The organism is Kitasatospora sp. NPDC056800, from assembly GCF_042789775.1.
In the GTDB taxonomy this organism is placed as follows: domain Bacteria; phylum Actinomycetota; class Actinomycetes; order Streptomycetales; family Streptomycetaceae; genus Kitasatospora.
Genome location: NZ_JBHUAL010000136.1, coordinates 1 through 26,886, shown reverse-complemented (window position 1 = coordinate 26,886; position 26,886 = coordinate 1). Strand labels below are relative to the sequence as shown.

Below are 26,886 nucleotides of genomic sequence, written 5' to 3'. Positions count from 1 at the left end.
CCCCGCGCGTGGTGCGCGGGGCGGGCCGTCGTCGTGGGCCAGGAGGTCAGCCGACCGAGCTGTTGTAGCTCTCGATCGCCGGCTGGAGCTCCTTGGCCGCGTCGGCCAGGGCCTGCTGGGCGGGCTTGGTGCCGGCGATGGTCTGCTCGATCGCGGTCTCCACGCCCTTGCGTGCCTGCGGCATCACGCCGAGCAGGCAGCCGGCCGTGGCCGGGGTCGGCTTGGTGGCCTTCAGCTGGTCGATCGCGGTCTGGAACTGCGGGTACTTGGCCACCCACTCCTTGTCCTTGGGGTCGTCCAGGGCCTTGGTGTTGACCGGGAAGTAGCCGGTGCCGGTGTGCCAGACGGCCTGCTGCTCGGGGGCGGAGACGAACTTCTCGAACTCCCAGGCGGCGCGCTTCTCGGCGTCGGAGTGGCCGGGGCCGCTGATCCACAGCGAGGCGCCGCCGATCACCGGGCCGCCCTGGTCGGCGGCGGTGACCTTCGGGAAGGCCGCGGTGCCGACGCCGAACTTCGCGGCCTCGGTGTAGCCGCGCAGCACGCCGGTGGACTCCAGGTGCATCGCGACCGTACCGGCCTTGAACGCGGCCTGGGCGTCGTCGGTGGTGCGGCCGGTGTTGGCCGCGTAGCCGCCCTTGACCAGGTCGGCCCACCACTGGACGATCTGGGCGCCCTGGGCGGAGTCGAAGACGACCTTGCCCGCCTTGTTGCCGCGGCCGTTGTCGTTGTCGCAGTACATGGTGCCGGACTCGGCGAGCAGCTGCTCGACGAACCAGCCGTAGATGGCGGCGCCGAAGCCGTACCGGACGGTCTTGCCGTCGCCGTCCTTCTTGGTCAGCTTCTTGGCCAGCTCGCCCAGCTCGGCCAGGTCCTTGGGGGCCTGGGCCGGGTCGAGGCCGGCCTCCTTGAAGGCGTCGGTGTTCAGGTAGAGCAGCGGCATCGAGGAGTTGAACGGCATCGCCTGGAGCTTGCCGCCGACCGAGTAGTAGTTGCGGATGTTGGCGTCCAGGTCGTCCAGCGAGTAGCCGTCCTTGTCGGCGAAGGCCTGGGCCGGGACGGTCTGCTTGGAGTCGATCATGAACCGGGTGCCGATGTCGTAGACCTGCGCCAGGGCGGGGGTGCCCTTCTGCTGCACCGCGGCCTTGTACTTGGTGACCAGCTCGTCGTACTTGCCCTGGAACTGCGCCTTGACCTCGATCTTGCCCTGGTGGGCGGCGTTGAACTGGCCGACCACCCCGTTCAGCACCTCGGCGTTCTTGCCGGTCATCGAGTGCCAGAACTCGACGCTGGTGACACCGGAGGCCTGGTCGAGCGCCTGGGCGCCGGGCGCGCCGGCGTCGGCGGAGCCGCCGGAGCCGGAACCGGAGCCGCTGGAGCTGCAGGCGGTCAGGGACAGGCCGGCCACCAGCAGGGCAGCGAGCGCGCGCGCACTCTTCTTCACGAGGGTTCTCTCTTTCGAGCGTTCGAGGAGGGGGGACACGGGAGGAGCGGGAGGGGCACGGTCAGCGGACCGCGCCCGCGGTGAGGCCGCGGACGATGAAGCGCTGGCCGAAGACCACCAGGGCGAGGGTGGGCAGCAGGGAGAGCACGACGCCGGCCAGGATCAGCCCGGGGTCGGCCATCTCGGCGTCGCGCAGCGAGGTGAGGCCGATCTGGAGGGTCTGCATGTTCGCCGTGCGGGTGATGATCAGCGGCCAGAAGTACTGGTTCCACGCCGACAGGAAGACGTAGATCGACAGCGCCGCGAGGGCCGGCTTGTTGAGCGGGACGACGATCCGCCACAGGAAGCGCCAGTGGCCGGCCCCGTCGATCCGGGCGGCGTCGCGCAGTTCGCCGGGCAGCTGGCGGAAGGCCTGGCGCAGCATGAAGGTACCGAAGCCGGAGGCCAGGAAGGGCAGCACCAGGCCGAAGTAGGTGTTGCCGAGCCCCCAGCCGGACAGCGTCAGGTAGTTGGGGATGATGATGGCCTCCCACGGGACCATCAGGGTGGCCAGGAACACCCCGAACACCACGGCGCGGGCCTTCATCGGCAGGAAGACGAAGGCGTACGCGGCGAGGACCGAGGTGAACAGCTGGGCGAGGGTGATGACGGTCGCCACGATCGCCGAGTTGGCGTACTGGCGGGCCAGCGGGATGGCGTCCACGGCGCCGGAGAAGTTCCGTCCGGTGACCGAGTGCGGCACCAGGGCCGGCGGGTAGGAGGAGAGCTCGGACGGGCCCATGAAGGCGCCGGCGACGGCGTAGTAGACCGGGAAGGCCACGGTGACGACGGCGACGGCGAGCAGCAGGTAGACGGCGGCGCGGCCGAGCAGGTCGCGCGCGGAGCGCCCGGCGAGGGCGCGGGCGCGGGCGGGCGGCCGGGGCGCCCCGGCCTTCGGCTCGGCCTCGGTGGTGAGGGTGGTCATGCGTAGTGCACCTTCCGCTCCAGGACGCCGAACTGGACGGCCGTGCAGGCGAGGACGACCACGAGCAGCACCACGGCCTGGGCGCTCGCGGTGCCGAAGTCGCTGGAGCCGTAGGCGAAGGCCTTCTCGTAGACGGAGTAGACGAGGGTCCGGGTGGAGCCGTCCGGCCCGCCCTTGGTGAGGATGTGGATCTGGCCGAAGCTCTGGAGCGCGTGGACGGTGGAGACCACGGTCAGGAAGAACAGGTTCGGACCGAGCATCGGGACGGTGATCGAACGGGCCAGCCGCAGGCCGGAGGCGCCGTCGATGCGGGCCGCCTCCAGGATCTCCCCCGGGATCGAGCCGATGCCCGCGGAGAGCACCAGCACGTTGTAGCCGAGGTTCATCCAGACCGTGGTGACGGCCACCGAGAGCAGGGCGTACCGGGAGTCGGTCAGCCAGCCGATCGGGCCGAGGCCCACGTGCGAGAGCAGCCCGTTGAGCACCCCGCTGGCGGGGTTGAAGAACACCGCGAACACCACCGAGGCGCTGGCCACCGAGAACGCGAAGGGCAGCGCGAAGGCCGAGCGCAGCAGTCGCACGCCCCGGATCCGGTTCTCCAGGAGCAGCACCAGCACCAGCGCGCCGAGCACCCCGGGCACCACGGTGAGCAGGGTGAACAGCGCCGTGGTCGTGAGGGTGCGGACGAAGTCGGCCGAGGCGAAGAGGTCGGTGTAGTGCTTGAACCCGACGTAGCGGGAGGGCGCGCCGAAGAGGTCGTTGGCGTGCCCGCTGAGGTAGAGGGTCCGTCCCAGCGGGTAGCCGATGAAGAGGACGAAGACCACCAGGGAGGGCAGCAGGAAGGCCCAGGCCAGCCCGTGTTCTCCCCAGCGGCTTCGACGGGCCGGGAGGGGCCCGGTGTGCGGTGCGGTCGGCATGTGTCGCGCGTCCGCCTTTCGTGATGTCGGTTCCGGCCGAAACCGTGTCTTGCCCGAACGACGGCGCGGAAACCCCGCGGTGATCAACGGGTGTCGCGGGGATTACGCGTTCGCGTCAGATCCGGCCGGTCGTGCCCGGACGGGCGGCGAACCGGCGGCAGACGGGCAGTTGGGCGGGCCACCGCGCTGTCGGAGGGGTGGCGTACGGTGCGCGGGTGGACGAAACGGAATTCGACATCCCGGCCGCAATGGCCGAAAGTGTGCGCTCCCGCGCGGGCGCCTGGGCACTCGTCAGGGGCTTCGCCGCGTACTGGGGCGAGCCGCTGGGGCCCGGCGACGGCTTCACGGACGCGGAGCTGGACGCCGCCGAGCGGCGGCTGGGCCTGCGGCTGCCGGTGGCGCTGCGCGAGGCGTACCGGCTGTTCGGCCGCCGGGCGGACCTGACCAGCAACCAGGACGTGCTGCTGACACCGGACGAGCTGCACGTGCTGGACGGCGCCCTGGTGTTCCGGGCCGAGAACCAGGGCTGCGCGCACTGGGGCGTGCCGTTGGACGGCCTCGACCGGGAGGATCCGCCGACGGTGTTCCGGCTCGACCTGGCGGACAAGGCGCAGGAGCGGTGGGAGCCCTGGGACGAGCGCTTCTCGGCGACGGCCGCGGCGATGGCGCTGATGGAGAAGCTGCTGGAGGACCACGAGCTGACCGACTTCCTCGACTGGGACGAGGAACTGCCGGACGGCCTGACGGAGTTGCCGGCGCTCGGCCGCCACTTCCGCTGGTACCAGGGCCCGGAGGTGCTGGTCGGGGTGGCCGAGGAGGCCTGGGTGGTGGTCCGGGCACGCACCCCGCAGGCGCTGGACGCGTTCTACGGGGTGGTGCCCGGGGAGTCGCCGGACGAGTAGCCCGGCGGGGATGACGCGATCGGGTGGTCAGGCGGCCGGGCGGTCAGGCGGTCACGCGGTCACGCGGTCAGGCCGAGGAGCCGCCGTCCAGGACGAGGTCGCTGCCGACGGTGTAGCCCGCCTCGTCCGAGGCCAGGTACAGCACCGCGGCGGCCACCTCCTCCGTCGCCCCGGCCCGGCCGACCGGGACCTCGGCCTTCATCCGCCCGGCCTTGGTCGCGGCGTCCTCGCCCGGCCGGGAGGACATCGGGGTGTCCACCGCGCCGGGGCTGACGGTGTTGATCCGCACGCCCTCGGCGATGTGGTCGAGGGCGGCGGCCCTGGTCAGCACGGTGACCGCGGCCTTGCTGGCGGCGTAGGCCCCGACGCCCGCGAGCCGCTTGTGGGCGCCCAGGTTGGACGAGACGTTGACGATCGCGCCGCCGCCGTGGGCCCGCATGTGGGCGATCTGCGGCTGCATGGCGAGCAGGGTGCCGGTGACGTTGATGCCGAACACCCGCTGCCACTCGGCCTCGTCGATGTCGGCGACCGGACCGGCGGCGCCGAACACCCCGGCGTTGTTGACGGCGACGTCCAGGCCGCCGAACAGCTCGACGGTCTCACCGACCAGCCGGGCGGCGTCCTGGGCGTTCGTCACGTCGCCGGTGAGCGCCGCCGCCTTGCCGCCGGCCCGCTCGATCAGCTCGACGGTCTCGGCGAGCGGTCCGGCGGTGCGGCCGGCGACCGCGACCCGGGCGCCTTCGCGGGCGAAGGCGAGCGCGATGGCCCGGCCGATGCCGCTGCCCGCGCCGGTGACCAGGACGGACTTGTCGGCGAAACGCGTGCTCATGAGGTGAACTCCTTGATCCGGGTGGTGTGTTCGGGTGCGGTGGTGCTGGTGGTGCTGGTGGTGCGGGTGGCAGGGGTGCCGCGGGGCAGGACGGCGACCGCGACGGCGGTCAGCGCCAGCCCCGCCGCGGCCGCCGCGAAGGCCGCGGCGTAGCCGCCGACGACGCTCGGGCGGGTGGCGGCGAGCGCCATCAGGGCGGCCAGTCCGGCCGTGGGGCCGAGTTCCATCGCCGTGTTGAACACTCCGGCGGCCAGCCCGGTGCGCTCGGGCGGCACCCCGCCGGTGGCGAGCACGGCCGCCCCGGCGAAGGCCGCGGCGGCGCCGGCGGGCAGCAGGAGCAGTCCGGGCAGCAGGCCGGAGGCGTAGCCGCTGCCGGGGGCGAGCCCGGCCAGCAGACCGAGTCCGGCGGCCGCCACGGCGAGGCCGCCGGCGGTGACCGCCACCGGTCCGTACCGGACGGTCAGCGGGCCGGCCAGTCGGCCGGAGAGCAGCAGGACCACCGCGTACGGCAGGAAGGCCGCGGAGGTGGCCGCGGCGCTCCAGCCGCGCAGCTGCTGGAGGTAGAGCGAGAGCAGGACGAAGGTGAGCGCGGTGCCGGCGGCGGTGGCCATGACGGCGGCGAGCGCGGTGGCGCGGCGCCGGTCGGCGAGGAAGCCGGGTGGCAGCAGCGGGTCGGCGGTGCGGCGCTCGACGGCGGCGAAGGCGAGCAGCAGGGCCAGTCCGGCGGCCAGCGGGCCGTACGTCCCGGGGCTGCGCCAGCCCTGCTCGGTGGAGGCCACCAGGGCGTAACTCGCCGCGCAGACACCGGCGGTGGCGAGGGCGGCGCCGGGCAGGTCGAGGGCCGGTCGGCGGACGGCGGGGGCATGACCAGGGGCTGCGGGCAGGGCGGCGGGCAGGGATCCGGAGCGGGCGAGCCCGGCCAGGGCGACCACGACGGGCACCGCGAACAGCCAGCGCCAGGAGACCGCGGCGGCGACCGCGCCCGAGACCACGCTGCCGACGGTGGCACCGAGCACCGACAGGCCGCCCCAGGTGGCCATCGCCCGCCGGTAGGCGGCCGGTTCGGGGTGCAGCACCCGGACCACGGCGACCGCCGCCGGGGCGGTGAGGGCCGCGCCCGCGCCCTGCGCGAAGCGGCTCGCCAGCAGGACGGGGTAGCCGGGCGCGAGGGCGCAGGCGATCGAGGCGGCGGCGAGCAGCACCAGGCCGGCGCGGAGCACCGGGCGCCCGCCGTGACGGTCCGTCAGCCGTCCGCCGAGCAGCAGCAGGGAGCTGAAGGAGAGGCCGTAGGCGGCGCTGAGCAGCAGCACGCCGGACGGGCCGAGCCCCAACTCCCGTGCCACCAGCGGCAGCGGCACGGTCAGGATCATGATCGTGAAGATCAGCACCGCCTGGACGACGCCGAGCAGCGCGAAGCCGTACCGGCCGGTAGCGATGACAGGCATGTAAAACCCTCCCCCCTATGTAGACCGTTCGGTCCAGTATGAGCTCAGCAGAAGACCCGGCCCGAGCCGGCCGGGTGTCAGTCCAGCAGTGCCAGCGCCTGTTCGGCGGCGTCCCGCGCCAGGGGCGCGCCGTCGGCGGTCTTGCCCACCACCCGGATGCCCTGGAGCAGCACCACCAGCATCCTGGCGAGCGCCCGCGGGTCCCGCCCGGCGGGCAGTTCGCCCTGCGCGGCGGCCCGCGCCAGGGCGGCGGCGAGCAGCGTCTCCAGGCGGTCGAAGCTCGCCTCCACCCGGCGGGACGCGGCCGGGTCGTGCGGGGCCAGCTCCACCGCCGTGTTGGTGACGAAGCAGCCGAGCCGCCGCTCCCCCTCCTCCGCCGTCGCGTACTGGCGGACCAGCGCGCGGACCGCCGGCAGCGCCGGGCCCGGCTGGGACAGGTCGTCCAGCCGCGCCGAGTCGCTCTGCTCGCAGTAGCGCTCCAGCGCCCGCAGGTACAGCTCGCGCTTGCTGCCGAAGGTCGCGTAGAGACTGGCCCGGGCGATGCCGAGCCGCTCGACCAGGTCGGCCATCGAGGTGGCCTCGTAGCCGCGCTGCCAGAACAGCTCCAGGGCCGCCTGCAGCGCCGCGTCCGGGTCGAATTCCTTCGTTCGCGCCATGCCGGGAACAGTAGCCCTTTCTGGATCGGTCGGTCAAGAAAGGGCGATCAGTGGTCCAGACCTGATCTCTGACGGAGCATTGCCAAGTGGACTAGACCATGGCTACCCTTACCGCTCCCACATCCACCTCCTTCCCCCACAGGAGGCGCTTCGCATGTCCACACCCCGTCCCGCCCACTCCCGGCAGACCGCCGACGCCGTCAGACCCGTCGTGCTGACGGCGTTCCGGATCGTCGTCGGCCTGCTCTTCGCCTGCCACGGCGCCGCCTCGCTGTTCGGCGTGCTCGGCGGCGCCAAGGGCGGCGGCACCGTCCCGCTCGGCCAGTGGCCCGGCTGGTGGGCCGCGCTGATCCAGCTGGTCGGCGGCGTCCTGGTGCTGCTCGGTGCCGGCACCAGGGTGGCCGCCCTGCTCTGCTCCGGCTCGATGGCCTACGCCTACTTCACCGTCCACCAGGAGCACGCGCTGCTGCCGCTGCAGAACGGGGGCGAGCCCTCGGTGCTGTTCTGCTGGGCCTTCCTGGCCATCGCGGCGCTCGGCTCCGGCCCGTACGCCGTGGACCGCCTGCTCACCCGCCGGCCCCTGGCGGCGTCGGCCGAACCGGCGGTCCGGCCGACGTCGGCGGTCTGACGCACCGCCCGGGGCCGGTCAACGGTCCGACGGACCGCCCGCCGCCAGGTGTCGCTCGACCGAGGCGACCTTGGCGGTGAGGCCGTCGGTGACCCCGGCCCGGTCGTCGATCTTGATGACCGTGCTCACCCGGTTGCTATGCGCCTTCACCGCCTCGATCGCCGCCCTGATCACCGGCATCACCTCGTCCCACTCCCCCTCGATGCTGGTGAACATCGCGTCCGTGCGGTTCGGGAGACCGCTCTCCCGGACCACCCGGACGGCGGCGGCCACCGCCTCCCCCACGTCCTCGCCGATCCCCAGCGGGGTCACCGAAAAGGCTGCGATCACGGCTCTGCGCTCCTTGTGGTCGACGGCACCGGTCGCGGCCCGGGCCTGCACCCGGACCGCGACCAGGCTAGACGTCCCGCGACCGGGCTGGACGCCCCCCGACCGGACCGGACCTCAAGCCACCGAAGGCAGCGGCGGTTCGACGGCCAGCGGGGCGGTGGAGCGGGCCCGGTGCTGGTCGGCCCAGGAGACCAGCGCCACCGTGCAGGCGTGGTCCAGGTGGCGCAGCCCGGACCAGTCCAGTTCCACCGGCCGGTCCCCCGGCAGCCGTTCCAGGGTGTCCAGCAGCCGGGGCAGCCGCAGGAAGGTGGCGTTGCCGCTCAGCCGCACCCGGTGCAGCGGCTGCCCGGCCGGCTGCTCCTGCTCCTCGACCGCGATGTGCAGGTGCGAGGTCTGCCAGGCCGACTTGGCCACCGCCAGGCCGACGCCGATCAGCACCCCCTCGAACAGGTCGGTGGCGATGATCGCGACGGTCGTGACCACCAGCACCACCGCCTCGCCCAGGTGCCCGCGGCAGAGCGCGACGATCCGGCGCACCGGCACCAGCTTGGCGCCGGCGTGCACCAGGACGGCGGCCAGCGCGGTGAGCGGGACGAGCCCGAGCGCGCCGGGCAGCAGCGCGGTGAACACCAGCAGCCAGCCGCCGTGCAGGACCCGCGAGGCCTTGGTGCGCGCGCCGGCCTGGACGTTGGTCGCGCTGCGCACGATCACCGCGGTCATCGGCAGCGCGCCGAGCAGCCCGCAGACGGTGTTGCCGATGCCCTGGGCGGTGAGCTCGCGGTCGTAGTCGGTGCGCGGGCCGTGGTGCATCCGGTCGACGGCGGCGGCGCTGAACAGCGTCTCGGCGGAGGCGATCAGGGTGAAGGCGACGACCGTGCCGATCCCGGCGGGGCCGGCCAGGGCGGTCAGGGCGTCGCGGCCGGGCAGGTGCACCACGTCGAGCAGCCCGGCCACGTGGACGCGGGCCACCGGCAGGTCGGCGGCCGCGGTGACGGCGGCGGCCAGGCCGACGGCGGCCAGCGGAGCGGGGACGGCGCGGGCGGCCCGTTCCGGCAGGTACTTCCAGGCGACCAGGACCAGCAGGGTGCCGAGGCCGAGGGCGACGGCGCTCGGGTTGGCCGCGGCGGTCAGCACGTCGCCCAGCAGGCCGGGCAGTCCGGCGATCTTCTCGGGCCCGGTGGCGGGGGCGCGGCGGTCGGCGAGCGCGTAGAGCTGGCCGAACACCAGGGTCAGTCCGATGCCGGCCAGCATGCCGTGCACCACCGAGGCGGACATCGCCCGGAACCAGCGGCCGAGCCGCAGGGCGCCCATCGCCAGCTGGAGCAGGCCGGTGCCGAGCACCAGCAGGCCGAGCGCGCCGACGCCGAAGCGCTGGACGGCGTCGGCGACCAGGACGGTCAGTCCGGCGGCGGGCCCGCTGACCTGGAGGCTGCTGCCGGGCAGCAGACCGGCCACCAGGCCGCCGACGATGCCGGTGACCAGCCCGAGTTCGGCCGGGACGCCGGAGGCGACGGCCACGCCGACGCAGAGCGGGAGGGCGACCAGGAACACCACCAGCGAGGCCGGCAGGTCGTGGCGCCAGGGGACGGCGCGCAGGACGGCGGCCGGGGTGCGGGGCCGGCCCGGCGGGCCGTGCTTGCGGAGGCGGCCCGGCGGGCTGTCGCTCCGGTGGGGCGGCGGGTTCACCCGGTCACCGCCAGGGACCGGGCAGGGGTGCAGCAGCGCATGGGGACGTTCCTTCCGCGCGTCCGCCGCAGCGGGCGCGCCGTTGCAAGGGCGGGGAGCAGGAGGAGGAGCGGGGAACGGGAGGGCAGGGGAAACAGCGGCGACAGCGGTACGGCCGCGGGTCCGGGCGGACCAGAGCGCGGCGGCGGGTGTCGGGTCGGTGCGGCTGGGGGGTGCGTCCCTCGCTCGGGTGCGGCGGACCGGGCGCGCTGGTCCTGGACGGGGCCACCGGCGGAGTTCCCCCGCTCCGCGGTGCTCCCGAAACCCCCCTGCCGCGGCCTCAGTTGGACGTCACGGGCCCGGCGTGGCACCGACGGTACCCAGCCCGGCGGGGCGGGCCCACAGCAGGCACCGTCCCTTCACCGCCACTGCACACCGGCCGCTCTTCCCGGCGCGGAGCGTCCGCTTCCCCGGGCACACCAGCGCGATCGCCGTCCTGGCGTGCGAATCCCCGCCGCCCGACGGTCCGCCCGACGCCTTCCACATTCTGTTGAAGTCCCCTTGACGCCCCGATGAGCCCCGCCCTACCGTGTTTCCACATACAGAAACCGTTCTTCCGTATGGTGGAATTCAGGAGATGAGCCCTCCGAGCCACTGCGGGCCGACGCAGGAGAGATCCGATGCCTCGTATGACAGCCGCCCGCGCGGCCGTGGAGATCCTCAAGCTCGAAGGCGTTGAGGTCGCGTTCGGCGTGCCGGGCGCAGCCATCAACCCGTTCTACGCCGCGCTCAAGGCCGCCGGCGGGATCGGGCACACGCTGGCCCGGCACGTCGAGGGCGCCTCCCACATGGCCGAGGGCTACACCCGCGCCAGGGCCGGCAACATCGGGGTCTGCGTCGGCACCTCGGGGCCGGCCGGCACCGACATGATCACCGGCCTGTACTCGGCGATCGCCGACTCCGTCCCGATCCTCTGCATCACCGGCCAGGCGCCCGTCGCCCGGCTGCACAAGGAGGACTTCCAGGCCGTCGACATCGCCTCGATCGCGGGGCCCGTCACCAAGGCCGCCACCACCGTGCTGGAGGCCGCGCAGGTCCCCGGCGTGTTCCAGCAGGCCTTCCACCTGATGCGCTCCGGGCGCCCCGGCCCGGTCCTGATCGACCTGCCGATCGACGTCCAGCTGACCGAGATCGACTTCGACCCGGAGGCCTACCAGCCGCTGCCGGTCTACAAGCCGGCCGCCAACCGCGTCCAGATCGAGAAGGCGGTCGCACTGCTCCAGCGGTCCGAGCGCCCGCTGATCGTCGCGGGCGGCGGCGTCATCAACGCCGACGCCGCCGAGCTGCTGCGGGAGTTCGCCGAACTCACCGGCGTCCCGGTGGTCCCCACCCTGATGGGCTGGGGCGTCATCCCGGACGACCACGCGCTCAACGCCGGCCTGGTCGGCCTCCAGACCTCGCACCGCTACGGCAACGAGACCTTCCTCGCCTCCGACTTCGTCCTCGGCATCGGCAACCGCTGGGCCAACCGCCACACCGGCGGCCTGGACGTCTACACCGCGGGCCGCACCTTCGTCCACGTCGACGTCGAGCCCACCCAGCTCGGCCGGATCTTCGCCCCGGACCTCGGCATCGCCTCCGACGCCGGGGCCGCGCTGGAGCTGTTCGTCGAGGTGGCGCGCGAACTGCGGGACGCCGGCACGCTCAAGGACCGCACCGCCTGGGCCGCCGCCGCCCAGGAGCGCAGGGCCCGGCTCCAGCGCCGCACCCACTTCGACGACGTGCCGCTCAAGCCGCAGCGCGTGTACGAGGAGATGAACCGGGCGTTCGGCCCGGAGACCCGCTACGTCACCACCATCGGCCTCTCCCAGATCGCCGGCGCGCAGCTGCTGCACGTCTACCGGCCGCGGCACTGGATCAACTGCGGCCAGGCCGGCCCGCTCGGCTGGACCATCCCGGCCGCGCTGGGCGTCGCCACCGCCGACCCGGGAGGGCAGGTGGTCGCGCTCTCCGGCGACTACGACTTCCAGTTCATGATCGAGGAGCTGGCGGTCGGCGCCCAGCACCGCATCCCGTACGTCCACGTGCTGGTGAACAACTCCTACCTGGGCCTGATCCGCCAGGCGCAGCGCGCCTTCGACATCGACTACCAGGTCAACCTGGAGTTCGAGAACGTCAACGCGCCGGAGCTGGGCGTCTACGGCGTGGACCACGTCAAGGTCGTCGAGGGCCTGGGCTGCAAGGCGATCCGGGTCACCGAGCCGGAGGGCCTACTGCCCGCCTTCGAGGAGGCCAAGAAGCTGGCCGCCGAGTTCCGCGTCCCGGTCGTGGTCGAGGCGATCCTGGAGCGGGTCACCAACATCTCGATGGCCGCCGCCGACATCGACAAGGTCAACGAGTTCGAGGAGTTGGCCACCCTCCCCGAGCACGCCCCGACGGCGATCCGGCCCCTGGTGCCGTAACGCGGCGCACGCACCGGTCGCGCACGCCGGTCGCACGCACCGGCCGTCCGCGCCGGTCGTCCGCGCCGGGCGGGTGGGGGCGGACGAGCCGCTCCGCACGCCCCCACCCACCCCCGTGCCCGGAACATCGGCACGCCGACCGCAGTTGACCAGGTGACGGCCGCTACCGTGGCCCACGAAGAGGCCCGGCCCGACGACTTCCCGAAAGGACCACCCCCGTGAGCCTGTACGACATCCCGCTGCGCACCCTCGACGGCGCGGCCACCTCGCTGGCCGACCACAAGGGCAAGGCGCTGCTGATCGTCAACGTCGCGTCCAAGTGCGGTCTGACCCCGCAGTACGAGGGCCTGGAGCGGCTCCAGCAGCGGTACGCCGGGCGCGGGTTCACCGTGCTGGGCTTCCCCTGCAACCAGTTCGCCGGACAGGAGCCCGGCAGCGCCGAGGAGATCCGCACCTTCTGCTCCACCACCTACGGCGTGACCTTCCCGCTGTTCGAGAAGATCGACGTCAACGGCGAGGACCGCCACCCGCTGTACGCCAAGCTCACCGAGGTCGCCGACGCCGAGGGCCAGGCCGGGGACATCGCCTGGAACTTCGAGAAGTTCCTGCTCTCCCCGGACGGCACCGTCGTCGCGCGCCTGCGCCCGCCCGTCGAGCCGGAGTCCCCGGAGCTGGTCGCCGCGCTCGAGGCCGTCCTGCCGGCCTGACCACACGCACCGCGGAGGCCCGGGGCCCGCGGCCCCGGGCCTCCGTCGTGCGCGCACGCAAGGCCCTCCTCGGGGTGTTGCGGACATGCCCAAGCGCCCCTACCGTGTGTGCCCCCGTTGATCCATCGCCCACGGAGGGCCCACCCTGATGATCCGTCACGTCAGAACAGCGGCAAGGGCGCTGCTCGCGGCCGGCCTGCTCGTCACCGGCACACCGGCCGGTGCCTCGCCGGCGGCGGCCGCCGCGGCGCCGACGGCCCTGACCGCGTCCGACTACACCCTCACCTCCGACTACCACCAGTACGACACCCTCGACTCGGCGCTCGCCACGACGCTCGGGACCTCCGCCGTGCACACGGTGATGGAGCACGCGAACCACGACCGGCAGGCGCTCCCCGCGTCCTTCTCCGTGGCCGGCCTGACCACCGGCTTCCGGTTCGACGACGGCGACAACTCCGACTGCCAGAGCTTCCCCCAGGGCATCACCACGAGCCGGGACGCCGTGGGGACCGCGAACAGCGGCAACTACGACGGCCACCAGCTCGTGCTGGTGAGCTGGTACACCAAGGACGGCTGCGGCGGCGCCCAGCAGCGCAGCCGGATCACCCTGGTCGACTGGGACGCCACCTACCCCGACACCTACCGCAAGATCCTCCTGGTGGAGCCGACCGGCACCGCGGCCGCGCCGGACTTCAAGGACGTCCCGATCCACGCCGGCGGCGTCTCCTGGTACGGCGACCACCTCTACGTCGCCGACACCGGCCGCGGCATGCGCGTCTTCGACCTGCGCAAGATCCTCAACACCGACACCGGCGGCACCGCCGACCAGATCGGCCGCCAGCCCGGAGGCGCCTACTACGCCCACAACTACGCCTACGTGCTGCCCCAGATCGGCACGGTCACCGCGCAGACCGCCTCCGGAGCCAAGCTGGTGTGGTCGTCGGTCTCCCTCGACCGGGTCAGCAGGTCGATCGTGATGACGGAGTACACCTGCCAGGCGGACTGCGTCGACTACCCGAACCGCCCGCCGAGGGCCGTCCGCTTCCCGTTCGCCTCCGGGGCGACGACCTTCGCCGCGACGACGACCGCGAGCCAGGCCCTCCAACTGCCCTGGTACAACCTCAACGGCGTGGCCTCCCACAACGGCCGGTGGTGGTTCAACTCCTCGAGGCAGAAGAAGCTCTACTACTGGACCCCGACCGCGGGCCCCTCGACCTTCGCCTGGGTGGGCGGCGGCGAGAGCCTCTCGTACTGGGAGGACGCCACCGGCCCCGACCTGCTGTGGTCGCTGCAGGAGACCACGGGCGGGCGCAACGTCTTCGCGGTCACCCAGTCCACCTACGGCGGCGGCTGAGCCCCCGGCTCGGGTCCGACGGGGACGACTCGCCGGGGCCCCGTGGCGCACGGCCCGGTCGGCGGCGGCACCCGGGCGGGACCGTCGGCGACGGTCTGCCGGATGATGGGGGCAGGGGCACGGCAGCGGATGTGAGGGCGACACGGTGACAGCAGGCGAATCCATGGGGCTGGAGTCGGGACACCGGTCGGCGGACCGCGAGGGTCCGGAGACCGTCGCGGCCGCCGACCGGCCCGAGGCGGGCACGGAGCCCCCGGGCGGGGGCGCGGGGCGTCAGCGTTCCCTGGTCCGACGGCTGGCGGTCCTGGTGCTCGTCCTCGTCCTCCTCTGCCTCCCGCCCTGGTGGACCCTGTTCGCCTCCGGCGCCGACTGGCCGTTCCCGGTCCTCCTGGCCGGCACGGTCGTCCTCGCGGCCTGGATGGTCTCCTTCCCCTTCCTGATGGTCGCGGGCCACGGGCGGCGGCGCAGCGACCGGGCCGCCCGCGTCGCGGACACCAGCCTCGGGGTGGTCTGGGTGCTGTTCACCTGGTCGGTGCTGGGCGGCTCGGTGGACCTGCTACTGGCCGGGCTCGACGTCGGCGGCACCGACCGGGCCAGGGCCGTGGCCTTGGCCGTCGCCGTGGTCTCGGCCGGGCTGCTGGGCTGGGGGCACCACGAGGCGATGCGCGTGCCCCGGGTGAAGCGGGTGGACGTGCACCTCCCGCGGCTCGGCGCCGGCCTGGACGGGACCAGGGTCGTGGTGCTGGCCGACACCCACTACGGGCCGATCGACCGGGCGGACTGGTCGGCGCGGGTCGCCGAGGCGGTCAACGCACTCGACGCGGACGTCCTGGTCCACGCCGGCGACATCGCCGACGGCACCCCGGCCCAGCGCCGGGACCAGTCCGCGCCGCTCGGGACGGTCCGGTCCCGGCTGGCCAGGGTCTACGTCACGGGGAACCACGAGTACGGCAGCGAGGCCCAGGGCTGGCTGGACCGGATGGCGGACCTGGGCTGGGAGCCGCTGCACAACCGCCACCTCGTGGTGGAGCGCGGCGGCGACGCCCTCGTGCTCGCCGGGGTGGACGACGTGACCGCGGAGTCCTCCGGCCTGGCCGGACACCGCGCGAACCTGGTCGGCGCGCTGGCGGGGGCGGACCCGGCCCTGCCGGTCCTGCTCGTCGCCCACCAGCCCAAGTACGTCCCGCAGGCCGCTGCCGCCGGCATCGACCTGCAGGTCTCCGGGCACACCCACGGCGGCCAGATCTGGCCGTTCAACCTCCTCGTCCGGATCGACCAGCCGGTGGTGCACGGCCTGAGCCGGCACGGGGAGCGGACCCAGCTCTACACCAGCCGCGGCACCGGCTTCTGGGGCCCGCCGTTCCGGGTCTTCGCCCCGAGCGAGATCACCCTGCTCACGCTGCGCTCGGGCGGTCCGTCGCCCACCGCGTGACCGACCATTGAAAGGCTCGAACCGGGGCTCACGGCAGCAACAGCCGCGTCCCCGGCGGCAGTTCGCCGTCCCGGGCGGCGTCGCGCAGGTGCGCCAGCAGGGTGTCCCGCAGCGCCTCCGCCGCGCGGGTGAGCGGCACCTCGTGGCCGTGGGCGACGGCGATGGTGCGGCCCAGTCCGGGCCCGGCGAAGGCCGTCACCGCGAGGCCGGAGCGGGCGGCCACCATGCCGGGGACGACGGCGGGCCCGATCCCGGCCCGGACGAAGCCCAGCACCGCGTCCATCTCGCCGCCCTCCACCGCGAACTCCGGCTCGAACCCGGCCGACCGGCAGGCCGCCAGGGTCGCCTCGCGGACGTCGTAGCCCTCCCGGAACATCACCAGCGGCCGGCCCTTCAACTCCGTCACCCGGACCTTGCGCCGGGCCGGCCGCCCGGCCGCGACCAGCACCAGCTCCTCGTGCAGCAGTTCGGTGACCGCCAGCGCGGGCTCCTGCTCGCCGCTCGGCCGGGTGATGGTCAGCGCGAGGTCCAGCTCCCCCGCCGCCAGCCAGCCGACCAGGTCGCGCGAGCCGCCCTCGCGGACCACCAGCGCCACCCCCGGGTAGCGGTCCCGGAAGACCCGCAGCACGTCCGGCACCAGGCTGGTGCACAGGCTCGGCGGTGCGCCCAGCCGGACCCGGCCGCGGCGCAGCTGCACCGTCTCCTGCACGGCCAGCCGGGCGGTCTCGGTGTCCGCGAGGATGCGCCGGGCCAGCGGCAGCAGGGCGTCCCCGGCGTCCGTGAGCGCGATGTTGCCCCGGGTGCGGTGGAACAGTTCCGCACCCAACTCCCTTTCCAGGGCCCGGATCTGTTGCGAGAGTGACGGCTGCGCGACGTGTGCCGCCTCGGCGGCCCGGGTGAAGTGCCGGGTCTCGGCGACGGCGAGGAAGTAGCGGAGTTGCTGGAGCTGCACAGGGCCAGGATAGGCCGCACCGATAGCCCATGCCTATCGTCACGAGCCGCATCATGTCTTGGACGTACCCTCGCCGCCGTCCCTACCGTTGCTGCCATGACAACCGCGACTCGGACGGCCCGGCATCCGTCCACCCTGGCGACCCTGTGGCGGTCGACCGTCGGCAAGAAGGCGGTCATGGCCGTCACCGGACTGGCCATGCTGCTGTACCTGGTCGCGCACATGCTGGGCAACCTCAAGGTGTTCTTCGGCCCGGACGACATCAACGGCTACGCGGCCTGGCTGCGCACCATCGGACAGCCCTTCCTGGGCCACGAGTGGTTCCTGTGGATCGCCCGGGCGGGCCTGCTGGCCGCCGTGGTGCTGCACGGCGTCTCCGCGTACCAGCTCAGCCGCCGCGACCTCGCGGCCCGCCCGAGCCGGTACGTGCACAAGCGCCGCCGCGCCAGCTACGCGACGAGGACCATGCGCTGGGGCGGGGTGATCCTGGCGCTGTTCATCGTCTGGCACATCCTCGACCTCACCACGCTGACCGTGAACCCGGGCACCGATCACGGCCAGACGTACCAGAACATCGTGGCCTCCTTCGGCCGCTGGTACGTCGACGTGTTCTACGTCGTCGCGATGCTGGCCGTCGGCCTGCACATCCGGCACGGGTTCTGGAGCGCCGCGCAGACCCTCGGCGCCAACAACGCCCGCCGCGACCGGGCGCTCAAGCTGGTCGCGAACGGCCTGGCGCTGGTGCTGACCGCCGGCTTCCTGTCCGTCCCCGTGGCCGTGATGACCGGAGTCGTGAAGTGAGCAGTCGTGACCGGAGCGGTGAAGTGAGCAGTGGTGACATGAGCTACCTGGAGTACACCCTCGGCGAGCCGGTCGCCGACGCCAAGGCCCCCGCCGGGCCGATCGAACAGCGCTGGGACCAGCGGCGGTTCGACGCCAAGCTCGTCAACCCGGCCAACCGGCGCAAGCACACCGTGATCGTGGTCGGCACCGGCCTGGCCGGCGGCGCGGCCGGCGCCACCCTGGCCGAACAGGGCTACCACGTGGTCCAGTTCTGCTTCCAGGACTCCCCCCGGCGCGCCCACTCGATCGCCGCCCAGGGCGGCATCAACGCGGCCAAGAACTACCGCAACGACGGCGACTCGGTCCGCCGGCTGTTCTACGACACCGTCAAGGGTGGCGACTTCCGGGCCCGCGAGTCCAACGTGCACCGGCTGGCCCAGGTGTCGGTGGAGATCATCGACCAGTGCGTGGCCCAGGGCGTGCCCTTCGCCCGCGAGTACGGCGGCCTGCTGGACACCCGGTCGTTCGGCGGCGTCCAGGTCTCCCGGACCTTCTACGCCCGCGGCCAGACCGGCCAGCAGCTGCTGCTCGGCGCCTACCAGGCGCTCTCCCGGCAGGTCGCCGCCGGGAACGTGGAGCTGCACCCGCGCACCGAGATGCTCGACCTGCTGGTGGTCGACGGCCGGGCCCGCGGCATCGTCGCCCGCGACCTCGTCACCGGCGAGATCCGCTCCTACACCGCGGACGCCGTGGTGCTCGCCAGCGGCGGCTACGGCAACGTCTTCTACCTCTCCACCAACGCCAAGAACTCCAACGCCACCGCGATCTGGCGGGCGCACCGGCGCGGCGCGTACTTCGCCAACCCGTGCTTCACCCAGATCCACCCGACCTGCATCCCGCGCTCGGGCGACCACCAGTCCAAGCTCACCCTGATGAGCGAGTCGCTGCGCAACGACGGCCGGATCTGGGTGCCCAAGGCGAAGGGCGACAACCGGCCGCCCGGGCAGATCCCGGAGGAGGAGCGGGACTACTACCTGGAGCGGATCTACCCCTCCTTCGGCAACCTGGTGCCGCGCGACATCGCCTCCCGGGCCGCCAAGAACGTCTGCGACGAGGGCCGCGGCATCGGCCCCGGCGGCCAGGGCGTCTACCTGGACTTCGCCGACGCGATCCGCCGGCTGGGCCGGGACGCCGTCGAGGCCAAGTACGGCAACCTCTTCGAGATGTACGAGCGGATCACCGCCGAGGACCCGTACCGGGTGCCGATGCGGATCTACCCGGCGATCCACTACACGATGGGCGGGCTCTGGGTCGACTACGACCTGCAGACCACCGTCCCGGGCCTGTTCGCGATCGGGGAGGCCAACTTCTCCGACCACGGCGCCAACCGACTCGGCGCCAGCGCCCTGATGCAGGGCCTGGCCGACGGCTACTTCGTGCTGCCGCCCACCATCAACGACTACCTGGCCCGCCACCCGCTGCCGGCCGTGCCCGCCGACCACCCGGTGCTCGCCGAGGTGGAGGCCGAGGTCGAGGACCGGCTCAACCTGATCCTCGCGGTGGACGGCGACCGCACCCCGGACTCCTTCCACCGCGAACTCGGCGAACTGCTCTGGGACGAGTGCGGGATGGCCCGCGACGAGGCCGGGCTGCGCCGGGCGCTGGAGCGGATCCCGCTGCTGCGCGAGGAGTTCTGGCGCCGGATCAAGGTGCCGGGCACCGGGCAGGAGCTCAACCAGTCGCTGGAGAAGGCCAACCGGCTGGTCGACTACTTCGAACTGGCCGAGCTGATGTGCCTGGACGCGCTGCACCGCGCCGAGTCCTGCGGCGGCCACTTCCGCACCGAGAGCCAGACCCCCGACGGCGAGGCCGCCCGCCGCGACGAGGACTACTCCTACGCCGCCGCCTGGGAGTTCACCGGCACCGGCGCGGCACCCGTCCTCCACCGCGAGGAACTCGACTTCGAGTACGTCCACCCCACCCAGCGGAGCTACGCATGAACCTCACCCTGCGCATCTGGCGCCAAGCGGGCCCGGACGCACCCGGCTCGATGACCACCTACCGGGTCGGCGGGATCAGCCCGGACATGTCCTTCCTGGAGATGCTGGACACCCTCAACGAGGAGCTGATCACCCGCGGCGACCAGCCCGTCGCCTTCGACCACGACTGCCGCGAGGGCATCTGCGGCGCCTGCGGCATGGTCATCAACGGCCAGGCGCACGGCCCCGAGCGCACCACCACCTGCCAGCTGCACATGCGGCACTTCCAGGACGGCGACACCATCGACGTCGAGCCCTGGCGGGCGGCGGCGTTCCCGGTGGTCAAGGACCTGGTGGTGGACCGCTCGGCCTTCGACCGGATCATCGGCTCCGGCGGCTACATCACCGCCCCCACCGGCAGCGCCCCCGAGGCGCACGCCACGCCCGTCCCCAAGGAGACCGCCGACACCGCCTTCGAGCACGCCGAGTGCATCGGCTGCGGCGCCTGCGTGGCGGCCTGCCCGAACGGCTCGGCGATGCTCTTCACCTCCGCCAAGGTGGTGCACCTCAACGTGCTGCCGCAGGGCGCGCCGGAACGGGCCGCCCGGGTACGGGACATGGTCTCGGCCATGGACGCCGAGGGCTTCGGCGGCTGCACCAACACCGGTGAGTGCGCCACCGCCTGTCCCAAGGGCATCCCGCTGCCCAGCATCGCGGCGATGAACCGGGAGTTCCTGCGGGCCGCCCGCGGCTGACGACTCCCCCACGACGGTCGGCCCCTCGCTCTGGTGCTCAGGCGAGGGGCCGACGCCGTTCTGGAACAGGGCGTGCGGCGGCGGTTCGCGCTACCCGTACGGGTGGTGGATCGCCCGGGGCCGTGCTTCCTGACGGGGAATCGCGCTACGGTGGTGTCCGCTACGGAAGGACGGCATATGCCCGAGGTTCAGTCCTGTTCCGGTTGCGGCGGGTCCGGGGGGACCCAGAAGACCGAGGCCACGGTCGAACTGGACGAGGAAGGAAGCATGGTGCCCAGTGTCCACACCTTCTGGTCGCCCTGCGGCCGGTGCCACGGATCCGGAACGGTGATCGTCGGATGAGGTTCGTCTTCGAATGCGTCGAGTGCGGTGGGCACTACCTGCCGCCCGAGGAGATGGTGTACCCGGACGGGCCGGCCTCGCCGGTCTGGTGCACCGCCTGCCAGAGCGCCAAGCGCGCGGCCGGCGTCCGGGAGGACCCGCTGCTCGCCCGGGTCGCGCTGGCCGCCGCCCGGGCCGCACTGGCCCGGCGGGCCGCGGAGGCGGCCGAGCAGCCCGCCCGCCCGGACGTCCGCCCGTCCCGCCCGCCGCGGTCCCGCCGGGCCCGCTCCGGCCCCGGCGTGCTGCGCGGCAAGCTGGGCTGACGGCCCGCGGGACGACGGGTCGGCGGGACCAGGGCCGGGGCATACGAACCGACGGTTCGTCAGTTATCCGCCATGACAATGAACTTGTGCGGACCCGGGACGTGCTGGCACATTGTCCTCCCTCGCACGACAGCCTTGGGGGACATGGCCATGCAGCCGACCGATCCTTCCGATTCGCCCCGGGCCGGACAGACCGGCTCCTTTCCGTTCGTTCCGCCGCCTCCGCCAGGCGGGCCGCCGACACCGGCCCCGTTCGGGCCGCCGCCGCCCACCACCCCGCCGCCGGCCTTCACGAGCGGTCCCGCCGGCACCCCGACCACCACCCGCGTCGCGGTCACCAACCGCATCCTCTGGATCGGGCAGGCCGCGTACCCGCTCGCCAACGTGGCCCGGGTCGGCACCTCCCTGATCGTGCCCGGCCGGCGCCGCGCGCTCCTGCGGCTGCTCGCCTTCGCCCTGGTCGTCTTCCTGCCGGTGCTCGTGATCGCGCAGGCCACCGACGGATCGTCCTCGGACTCCGGGTCCGGCACGCTGTTCCTCGTCGCGATGATCCTCGTGGCGCTCTACTTCCTGATCTTCACCTGGCCGGTGCTGCGCCGGCCCGACCTGTACGTGCTGGCCGTGGACACGGCCGGCCCGCCGACCGCGGTGCTGGCCTGGCTCACCGCGGAGCCGGCGTTCGAGCTGCAGGCCACCATCACCCGCGCGATCGAGAACCCGCAGGCCGAGTTCCAGCAGATCGTCCAGACCATCAGTGTGGACCTGCGGCAGTACCAGTTCGGCGACAGCGTCAACATCTACGGCGGCCAGGGAAACACGGGAGTCAGCAAGTGAACGACAACGAGCGTCCGGACGTCCAGTACGGCGACCGCGTCACCATCCACGGCGGCAGCGGCAACGTCGGCATCCAGCACAACAACGGGGCGGTCGGCGACCAGGCCCTGCCGCCGGAGGTCGCCGCGCTGTTCGCCCGGCTCGCCGCCGTGGTCACCGACCTGGCCCGGGACGGGCGGCTCCACGAGGCGGACCGGCAGGGCCTCGCCGAGGCCCTGCCGGTGCTGACCAGCCCCGCCGCCGAGGAGCCGAGGAGCCGGCGCAACACCCTGCTGCTGCTGGCCGGCCTGGCCCAGAGCGTCGGCGAGGCCGCCGCGCCCGCGCTGGGCCTGGCGAACCAGCTCCTGGCCCTGCTCAGCGGCTGACCGACCGGCCGGCGCCCACCCACTCGCGGGCGGGCGCCGGCCTACGCCGTACCCCTTGCCCCCGTCTCCGCCGCCGTCTCGGTGAGGAAGCGTTCCACCAGCTCGACGACGGTCTCCGGGGCGTCCTCGGGGCTGTAGTGGCCGACGCCGGGCAGTTCGACGGCCCGGCCGCGCGGGAACGCCTCGGCGAACAGGGGCAGGAAGTGCCGGGCGGCGAGGGTGCGGTCGGCCGCGCCCCAGAGGGCGAGCGCGGGCAGGGCGGCGAGCGCCGCGCGGGCCTTGGCGCCCGGGGTCTCGAAGGTGTGCGCCCCGGTGGCGAAGCCCTTCGCCCAGCCGATCGCCCCGGCGGCCTCCGCGGGGGACGGGAAGGCCGCGCCGTAGGCGGCCAGCCAGGTGTCGGTGATCAGGGCGTTGTTCTCGAAGCCGTTGAGCTTCAGGGTGCTGAGGACGGTGTGCCGGAGTTCGCCGAGGACGGCGTCCAGGCTGCCGTCGGCGTGCGCCCGGGCGATCCAGCCGAACCACGGGGACTCGGCCGCGTTCGCGGCGAGTGCCGCGCCGAGGCCGGGTTGGCCGAACGGCGTGGGCCCGTTGACGCTCACCACCCGGGCGATCAGCTCCGGGCGGCGGGCGGCCAGGCCCATGCCGACCGGCCCGCCGAAGTCGTGCAGGACCAGGGTGAGTTCGCGCAGGCCGAGGTCCAGGACGAGCGCCTCCAGGTTGTCGACGTGGTCCTGCAGCCAGTAGGTCCGGTCGGCCGGGGTGGCGCTCTTGCCGAAGCCCATGTGGTCGGGGACGACCACCCGGTGGGTCGGGGCCAGGCGGCGGACCAGGTCGCGGAAGAGGTAGCCCCAGGTGGGTTCGCCGTGCAGGCAGAGCACCACGGGGCCCGTGCCCTCGTCCACGTAGTGCTGGCGGAAGCCGGCGGCGGTGCTGAAGTGCGGCCGGTACGGGAAGGTGCCGTCGAAGGTCTCGTGGGCGGCGATCATGGTCGGGCTCGCTCCAAGGTGGTAGCAACTTAAAACCGCAAGGCCGAGGCTAGGCCTTGAGGTTTTATTACGCAACCATGCTGGTCGGAGCGGTCATTGGCGGTCTCAGAACAGCGCCTCCTGGGTGTCCGGCTCCGGCGGGCGCAGACGCTCCTGGAGGACCATGCCCTCGGACCCGCGGCCGGTGACCGGGCTGAGCGTCCAGCCGGTGAGCAGCCGGGTGTCCAGCAGCAGCGGGCCGGAGCCGTCCGCCTGGTCCAGGAAGAGGTGCCGGCCCACCGGCGCGCGGAGCCGGCCCGCGAGCACCGCGCCGTCGGCCAGCCCGGCGATCTCCCGGTACGCCTCCGGGGCGCCGCCAGCCAGCCCGTAGCGCTCGACGTGGTCGACCACCGGCCGGTCGGCGAGCAGCTCCACGGCGTGGCCGTCCAGCAGCCGGTGCGCCCGGGCGCGGGCGTCGCCGAGCACCGTACGGCGGTACGGGACGTCGCCGTGCGACCACCACTGCTCGGTCTTGATCCGGGACTTGTACCGCTCGCGGGCCAGGCCCGAGGCGGCGACGGTGAGTTCGGCGCGCCGGACCGCCGGCAGGGCGCCGCGGGCGGTGAACGCGTAGGCCAGCGCGCCCTGTTCGAGCAGCCGGCTGTCGCCGCGCTGCTCGGCGGTCAGGCCGACCTTGAGCAGGCCCTCGCCGAACCAGGCGAGGTAGAGCAGGTAGGTGCGGCCGTCGTCGAGGATCTGGTCCCGGGCGAGGGCGAGGCCGCGGTCCACGCTCTGGCAGGCCGGGCACTGCGTCGCGCCGCCGCCCGGGTCGATCACCGCGTGGTGCGGGCAGGGCGTGCGCTCCGTCGCCCCGACCAGCCAGGCCCCCACGCAGCGGCGCGGGCCGCCCAGCAGCCAGCCGACCTCCACCCCCGGCGCCACGGCGCGCTCGTGCACCTGCGCGCCGCGCGCGGCCCCGAGCACGGCGCGGCCGTCCCGCCAGCTCAGGCCGGTGGAGACCCAGCCGGCGGGGCGGACCCGGTGCTCGGGGGTCTGCGGGGGCTGCGGGGGGATCGTCACGTTTCTCCTGGCTGTCGGTAGCCGACGAGACTACCCGGTGCCACCGACAGGCCGGGCGGCCCGGCGGGGCCACGCCCCTGCCACCCCGCCCGCCGGCCCCCTCGACAGGGTGTCAGGTCCGTGGCGGCCGGCCCCTCCTCCCCGCCCGAAAGCCCCGCAGGTCACCGGCGCTTGGCCGGGCGGGGTGTTCACGTTCTATTGTGGCGGGCGCGGTCGGCGGCGCGGTCGGGAGGCGGCGCCGCGGCGGCCGCATCGGGCGCGAGGCGAATGGGGTGGGCGGACGGTGTCGGGGCGGCGGAGCAGCGGGGTGCTGGCGATCTGGGCGGAGGCGCAGCGACAGCAGCAGCGCCGGGAGGAGGCCCGGTGGCGCGCCGAGGCGGCGGAGCAGCGCCGCCGGGAGCGGGAGCAGCGGGAGGTGCAGAAGGCGGCGGCCCGCAGCGAGCGCGAGGCGCAGCGCGCCTACCAGCAGTCGCGGGAGGCGGAGGTGGCCCGGCGGACGGCCGAACTGGACGCCCGGGTCGAGGAGTTGCGGGGGCTGCTGGCCGCCGGGCTGGCCGCGCCGGCCTTCGGCCCGCAGGCCCTGCTGGCGCCGCGGGCGGTGCCGCCGTTCGATCCGGGGCCGCTGGGCGAGCCGGTGCCGATGCCGGACCAGTCCTCGGCCCGGTACTTCGTGCCGCCACCGGACCCGGTGCAGGCCCGCAACCCGGGGGTGCGGCAGCAGTACGAGCAGTACCTGGCCCAGGCCCGGGCCCGGTTCGAGCAGGACTGGTACGCCGCGCAGGCCCGGGAGGTGGACCGGCAGCACCGGCTGGCCGCGTACCACCAGGAGTACCTGGCCGGGGTCGAGCAGTCCCGCCGGCAGCAGGAGGAGCTGGCCGCCCGGACCGAGGAGCTGCTGCGCCGGCTGCGGGCGGGCGAGCCGGAGGCGGTGCAGGAGTACTTCACGGCCGGCCTGTACGCCTCGGCGGCCTGGCCGGAGGGCTTCCCGCACCGGCTGGCGGCGGCGTTCGACGCCGGGAGCCGGCAGCTGGTGGTGGACTGGGAGCTGCCCGGGCCGGACGTGGTGCCGGCCGCCGGCCGGGTGCGGTACGTGAAGTCGGACGACCGCGAGGCGGAGGTGGCCCGCCCGGCGACGGAGCGCAAGGCGCTGTACCGGGAGGTGCTGGCGCAGTCGGCGCTGCGGGTGGCGGTGGAGCTGTTCCGGGCGGACCGGGACGGGCTGCTGGACTCGGTGGTGCTGAACGGCTTCGTGCTCGGCATCGACCCGGCGACCGGCCGGGAGGCCGAGCGCTTCCTCTCCACGCTGACCGCCACCCGGGCGGGCTTCGCCGCGCTGGCGCTGGACCGGGTGGACCCGGTGGAGTGCTTCCAGGGCCTGGGCGGCCGGCTGTCGGCGCGCCCGGAGCGGCTGGACGAGGTGCGGCCGGACCGGCGGCCGGAGAGCGTCGGCGGGAGCCTGGCCGGGCACGGCGGCGAGGACGAGCCGGACCTGTTCGAGATGGACCCGCTGGACTTCGAGGAGCTGATCGCCGAGCTGTTCCGGCTGCGCGGCTTCCGGGTGATGACCACGGCCCGCAGCGGCGACGTCGGGGTGGACGTGGTGGCCGAGGACCTGGACCCGGTGACCGGCGGCACGATCGTGATCCAGGCGAAGCGCTACAAGAAGACCGTCCCGCCGACGGCGGTGCGCGACCTGGAGTCCACCGTCCGCCACCACGGCGCGATCAAGGGCATCCTGGTCACCACCGCGGGCTTCGGCCGCGGCTCGTACAGCTACATCGAGGGCAAGCCGCTGGCCCTGGTGAGCGGCCCGGAGCTGGTCGCCCTGCTCGCCGAGCAGGGCCTGCGCGGCCGGCTCGGCGGCGACGGCTCCTCCGCTGCCGCCTCGGCCGTCGCGAACGACCGGTCCGAGGAGGCGCGCGAGACCGCCCTCACGGTGAGCTGGCAGAGCCGGACGGCCGGCGGGGACGCGGTGGAGCTGGACGTCACCGCCTTCCTGTGCGCCGGCGGCCGGGTGCTGAGCGACGAGCACTTCGTGTTCTTCAACAGCCCGCAGGACCCGGACGGCGCCGTGCGGCTGCACCCGACCCGCTCGGTGCCGGGCGAGCCGACCCGGGCGGCCCGGCTGGCCCTGGACCTGCACCGGCTGCCGGCCGCCGTCGAGGAGGTGGTGGTCGCCGTCTCCACCGAGGAGGAGGACCACCCGGCGCTGCCGCTCGGCTACGTGCACGGGCTGGCGCTCGCCGCCGCGTACGGGCCGGGCGCCGGCGGACCGGACGCCTGGGCGGGCCCGACCGGCGGGGTGCCGGACAGCGCGATGCTGCTCGGGGCGTTCCGCCGGGCCGCCGGCGGCTGGGAGTTCAGCCCGTCCGGGCGGGCGGTGACGAACGGCCTGGCCGGGCTGGCGGCGGCCTTCGGCGTGGCGGTCGAGTAGTCGGCCGGGCCCCGGCCCCTTCCGGAACCGTCCGGAACCTGCCGGGGCCCTTGGTCCTCAGGGTCCGGCGTCATACCTGAGGAGGAGAAGGCCCCCCGCCGTCCCGCCGGGTCGGCGGGGGCCGACCCTCCGCGTGGCATACGAATCGCATTCGAACAGCTTGGGATGATGTTACGGAGTTAAACATTCCGTTAATCAGCCCGAGGAGTCCACGTGACGTTCCCCGCAACCGCCGTCCACACCGGCCGCGCGGCCGCCCGAGCCACCAGCCTGAACAAGGTCTACGGGGAGGGGGAGACCCGCGTCGTCGCCCTCGACAACGTCAGCGTCGTGTTCCCCCAGGGCGAGTTCACCGCCATCATG

At 73.8% G+C, this 26,886-nt stretch carries 24 protein-coding genes and 1 pseudogene; 14 read left to right on the top strand and 11 right to left on the bottom strand.

Going from position 1 to position 26,886, the window contains the following annotated elements; all coding sequences use genetic code 11:
- Positions 1-46: 46 nt before the first annotated feature.
- From ACFRQN_RS26485 to ACFRQN_RS26475, 3 genes are all read right to left on the bottom strand, one after another.
- On the bottom strand, positions 47-1,441 hold the full coding sequence (locus ACFRQN_RS26485) for an ABC transporter substrate-binding protein (RefSeq protein WP_380742605.1): 1,395 nt from the start codon (positions 1,439-1,441) through the stop codon (positions 47-49).
- Between the two features lie 61 nt (positions 1,442-1,502).
- A complete protein-coding gene (locus ACFRQN_RS26480) occupies positions 1,503-2,405 on the bottom strand; it encodes a carbohydrate ABC transporter permease (protein WP_079272327.1) in 903 nt (300 codons plus the stop codon).
- Entirely contained in the window at positions 2,402-3,322 is a 921-nt protein-coding gene (locus ACFRQN_RS26475) for a carbohydrate ABC transporter permease (protein WP_049655615.1), read from the bottom strand. The genes ACFRQN_RS26480 and ACFRQN_RS26475 overlap by 4 nt, the downstream gene beginning before the upstream one ends.
- Before the next feature lie 215 nt (positions 3,323-3,537).
- On the opposite strand from ACFRQN_RS26475, the gene ACFRQN_RS26470 reads away from it, so the two are divergent.
- Complete coding sequence (locus ACFRQN_RS26470) at positions 3,538-4,224, top strand: SMI1/KNR4 family protein (protein ID WP_380742603.1); 687 nt, start codon at positions 3,538-3,540, stop codon at positions 4,222-4,224.
- Positions 4,225-4,291: 67 nt separating this feature from the next.
- On the opposite strand, the gene ACFRQN_RS26465 is transcribed toward ACFRQN_RS26470, so the two are convergent.
- The 3 genes from ACFRQN_RS26465 to ACFRQN_RS26455 all read right to left on the bottom strand — a co-directional run bounded on the left by ACFRQN_RS26465 (position 4,292) and on the right by ACFRQN_RS26455 (position 7,154).
- Positions 4,292-5,053 carry an SDR family NAD(P)-dependent oxidoreductase gene (locus ACFRQN_RS26465; protein ID WP_049655613.1) on the bottom strand — a complete coding sequence of 254 codons (762 nt, stop codon included), beginning with the start codon at positions 5,051-5,053 and terminating at the stop codon, positions 4,292-4,294.
- Positions 5,050-6,498, bottom strand: a complete 1,449-nt coding sequence (locus ACFRQN_RS26460; protein ID WP_380742601.1) for an MFS transporter — start codon at positions 6,496-6,498, stop codon at positions 5,050-5,052. Before ACFRQN_RS26460 ends, ACFRQN_RS26465 begins: the two co-directional genes overlap by 4 nt.
- A 77-nt stretch (positions 6,499-6,575) precedes the next feature.
- On the bottom strand, positions 6,576-7,154 hold the full coding sequence (locus ACFRQN_RS26455) for a TetR/AcrR family transcriptional regulator (protein ID WP_074003635.1): 579 nt from the start codon (positions 7,152-7,154) through the stop codon (positions 6,576-6,578).
- Between the two features lie 154 nt (positions 7,155-7,308).
- Between ACFRQN_RS26455 and ACFRQN_RS26450 the strand changes: the two genes are divergently transcribed.
- Complete coding sequence (locus ACFRQN_RS26450; RefSeq protein WP_049652696.1) at positions 7,309-7,782, top strand: DoxX family protein; 474 nt, start codon at positions 7,309-7,311, stop codon at positions 7,780-7,782.
- An 18-nt stretch (positions 7,783-7,800) separates the two neighbouring features.
- On the opposite strand, the gene ACFRQN_RS26445 is transcribed toward ACFRQN_RS26450, so the two are convergent.
- Positions 7,801-8,112, bottom strand: coding sequence for an MTH1187 family thiamine-binding protein (locus ACFRQN_RS26445; protein ID WP_049652700.1), 312 nt, complete (start codon positions 8,110-8,112; stop codon positions 7,801-7,803).
- 114 nt (positions 8,113-8,226) lie between these two features.
- Positions 8,227-9,708 carry a SulP family inorganic anion transporter gene (locus ACFRQN_RS26440; protein ID WP_380742609.1) on the bottom strand — a complete coding sequence of 494 codons (1,482 nt, stop codon included), beginning with the start codon at positions 9,706-9,708 and terminating at the stop codon, positions 8,227-8,229.
- 749 nt (positions 9,709-10,457) lie between these two features.
- Between ACFRQN_RS26440 and gcl the strand changes: the two genes are divergently transcribed.
- From gcl to ACFRQN_RS26420, 4 genes are all read left to right on the top strand, one after another.
- Positions 10,458-12,239 carry a glyoxylate carboligase gene (gcl, locus tag ACFRQN_RS26435; RefSeq protein WP_074003637.1) on the top strand — a complete coding sequence of 594 codons (1,782 nt, stop codon included), beginning with the start codon at positions 10,458-10,460 and terminating at the stop codon, positions 12,237-12,239.
- A gap of 218 nt (positions 12,240-12,457) precedes the next feature.
- Positions 12,458-12,946 carry a glutathione peroxidase gene (locus tag ACFRQN_RS26430; protein WP_049652707.1) on the top strand — a complete coding sequence of 163 codons (489 nt, stop codon included), beginning with the start codon at positions 12,458-12,460 and terminating at the stop codon, positions 12,944-12,946.
- Between the two features lie 148 nt (positions 12,947-13,094).
- The gene (locus tag ACFRQN_RS26425; RefSeq protein WP_380742599.1) at positions 13,095-14,300 is read left to right on the top strand and encodes a hypothetical protein; all 1,206 of its coding nucleotides are present in this window, start codon (positions 13,095-13,097) and stop codon (positions 14,298-14,300) included.
- Positions 14,301-14,445: 145 nt separating this feature from the next.
- On the top strand, positions 14,446-15,732 hold the full coding sequence (locus ACFRQN_RS26420) for a metallophosphoesterase (protein ID WP_380742596.1): 1,287 nt from the start codon (positions 14,446-14,448) through the stop codon (positions 15,730-15,732).
- A 28-nt stretch (positions 15,733-15,760) separates the two neighbouring features.
- Here ACFRQN_RS26420 and ACFRQN_RS26415 read toward each other — a convergent pair whose 3' ends face one another.
- On the bottom strand, positions 15,761-16,684 hold the full coding sequence (locus ACFRQN_RS26415) for a LysR family transcriptional regulator (RefSeq protein ID WP_380742594.1): 924 nt from the start codon (positions 16,682-16,684) through the stop codon (positions 15,761-15,763).
- A gap of 96 nt (positions 16,685-16,780) precedes the next feature.
- On the opposite strand from ACFRQN_RS26415, the gene ACFRQN_RS26410 reads away from it, so the two are divergent.
- From ACFRQN_RS26410 to ACFRQN_RS26385, 6 genes are all read left to right on the top strand, one after another.
- Positions 16,781-17,485 (top strand): succinate dehydrogenase cytochrome b subunit, encoded by a 705-nt coding sequence (locus tag ACFRQN_RS26410; RefSeq protein WP_049652714.1) that lies wholly within the window; start codon positions 16,781-16,783, stop codon positions 17,483-17,485.
- A gap of 38 nt (positions 17,486-17,523) precedes the next feature.
- The gene (locus ACFRQN_RS26405; RefSeq protein ID WP_380742607.1) at positions 17,524-19,467 is read left to right on the top strand and encodes a fumarate reductase/succinate dehydrogenase flavoprotein subunit; all 1,944 of its coding nucleotides are present in this window, start codon (positions 17,524-17,526) and stop codon (positions 19,465-19,467) included.
- A complete protein-coding gene (locus tag ACFRQN_RS26400) occupies positions 19,464-20,201 on the top strand; it encodes a succinate dehydrogenase/fumarate reductase iron-sulfur subunit (RefSeq protein ID WP_049652719.1) in 738 nt (245 codons plus the stop codon). The genes ACFRQN_RS26405 and ACFRQN_RS26400 overlap by 4 nt, the downstream gene beginning before the upstream one ends.
- 338 nt (positions 20,202-20,539) lie before the next feature.
- Positions 20,540-20,845, top strand: a complete 306-nt coding sequence (locus tag ACFRQN_RS26395) for a hypothetical protein (RefSeq protein WP_074003642.1) — start codon at positions 20,540-20,542, stop codon at positions 20,843-20,845.
- Positions 20,846-20,989: 144 nt separating this feature from the next.
- Positions 20,990-21,679: a DUF6232 family protein gene (locus ACFRQN_RS26390; protein WP_380742592.1), complete on the top strand. Its 690-nt coding sequence runs from the start codon at positions 20,990-20,992 to the stop codon at positions 21,677-21,679.
- The gene (locus tag ACFRQN_RS26385; RefSeq protein ID WP_380742590.1) at positions 21,676-22,044 is read left to right on the top strand and encodes a hypothetical protein; all 369 of its coding nucleotides are present in this window, start codon (positions 21,676-21,678) and stop codon (positions 22,042-22,044) included. Before ACFRQN_RS26390 ends, ACFRQN_RS26385 begins: the two co-directional genes overlap by 4 nt.
- 41 nt (positions 22,045-22,085) lie before the next feature.
- Here the strand turns inward: ACFRQN_RS26385 and ACFRQN_RS26380 are convergent, their stop codons facing one another.
- Together ACFRQN_RS26380 and ACFRQN_RS26375 are read right to left on the bottom strand one after the other, a co-directional pair.
- Positions 22,086-23,030: an alpha/beta fold hydrolase gene (locus tag ACFRQN_RS26380; protein ID WP_380742587.1), complete on the bottom strand. Its 945-nt coding sequence runs from the start codon at positions 23,028-23,030 to the stop codon at positions 22,086-22,088.
- 105 nt (positions 23,031-23,135) lie between these two features.
- Complete coding sequence (locus ACFRQN_RS26375; RefSeq protein ID WP_380742584.1) at positions 23,136-24,089, bottom strand: DUF2797 domain-containing protein; 954 nt, start codon at positions 24,087-24,089, stop codon at positions 23,136-23,138.
- A gap of 307 nt (positions 24,090-24,396) precedes the next feature.
- Between ACFRQN_RS26375 and ACFRQN_RS26370 the strand changes: the two genes are divergently transcribed.
- Both ACFRQN_RS26370 and ACFRQN_RS26365 read left to right on the top strand, forming a co-directional pair.
- Positions 24,397-26,523, top strand: a complete 2,127-nt coding sequence (locus tag ACFRQN_RS26370; protein ID WP_380742581.1) for a restriction endonuclease — start codon at positions 24,397-24,399, stop codon at positions 26,521-26,523.
- A gap of 213 nt (positions 26,524-26,736) precedes the next feature.
- Positions 26,737-26,886 (top strand): annotated as a pseudogene (locus ACFRQN_RS26365) (ABC transporter ATP-binding protein); the annotation flags it as partial.

What these genes read in the sequence shown, in the direction of transcription:
- ACFRQN_RS26400 (WP_049652719.1), top strand. Translation starts at nt 19,464, where the DNA reads ATGAACCTCACCCTGCGCATCTGGCGCCAAGCGGGCCCGGACGCACCC.
- ACFRQN_RS26450 (WP_049652696.1), top strand. Translation starts at nt 7,309, where the DNA reads ATGTCCACACCCCGTCCCGCCCACTCCCGGCAGACCGCCGACGCCGTC.
- ACFRQN_RS26425 (WP_380742599.1), top strand. Translation starts at nt 13,095, where the DNA reads ATGATCCGTCACGTCAGAACAGCGGCAAGGGCGCTGCTCGCGGCCGGC.
- ACFRQN_RS26475 (WP_049655615.1), bottom strand. Translation starts at nt 3,322, where the DNA reads ATGCCGACCGCACCGCACACCGGGCCCCTCCCGGCCCGTCGAAGCCGC.
- ACFRQN_RS26380 (WP_380742587.1), bottom strand. Translation starts at nt 23,030, where the DNA reads ATGATCGCCGCCCACGAGACCTTCGACGGCACCTTCCCGTACCGGCCG.
- ACFRQN_RS26460 (WP_380742601.1), bottom strand. Translation starts at nt 6,498, where the DNA reads ATGCCTGTCATCGCTACCGGCCGGTACGGCTTCGCGCTGCTCGGCGTC.
- ACFRQN_RS26405 (WP_380742607.1), top strand. Translation starts at nt 17,524, where the DNA reads ATGAGCTACCTGGAGTACACCCTCGGCGAGCCGGTCGCCGACGCCAAG.
- ACFRQN_RS26390 (WP_380742592.1), top strand. Translation starts at nt 20,990, where the DNA reads ATGGCCATGCAGCCGACCGATCCTTCCGATTCGCCCCGGGCCGGACAG.
- gcl (WP_074003637.1), top strand. Translation starts at nt 10,458, where the DNA reads ATGCCTCGTATGACAGCCGCCCGCGCGGCCGTGGAGATCCTCAAGCTC.
- ACFRQN_RS26465 (WP_049655613.1), bottom strand. Translation starts at nt 5,053, where the DNA reads ATGAGCACGCGTTTCGCCGACAAGTCCGTCCTGGTCACCGGCGCGGGC.
- ACFRQN_RS26395 (WP_074003642.1), top strand. Translation starts at nt 20,540, where the DNA reads ATGAGGTTCGTCTTCGAATGCGTCGAGTGCGGTGGGCACTACCTGCCG.
- ACFRQN_RS26455 (WP_074003635.1), bottom strand. Translation starts at nt 7,154, where the DNA reads ATGGCGCGAACGAAGGAATTCGACCCGGACGCGGCGCTGCAGGCGGCC.
- ACFRQN_RS26480 (WP_079272327.1), bottom strand. Translation starts at nt 2,405, where the DNA reads ATGACCACCCTCACCACCGAGGCCGAGCCGAAGGCCGGGGCGCCCCGG.
- ACFRQN_RS26410 (WP_049652714.1), top strand. Translation starts at nt 16,781, where the DNA reads ATGACAACCGCGACTCGGACGGCCCGGCATCCGTCCACCCTGGCGACC.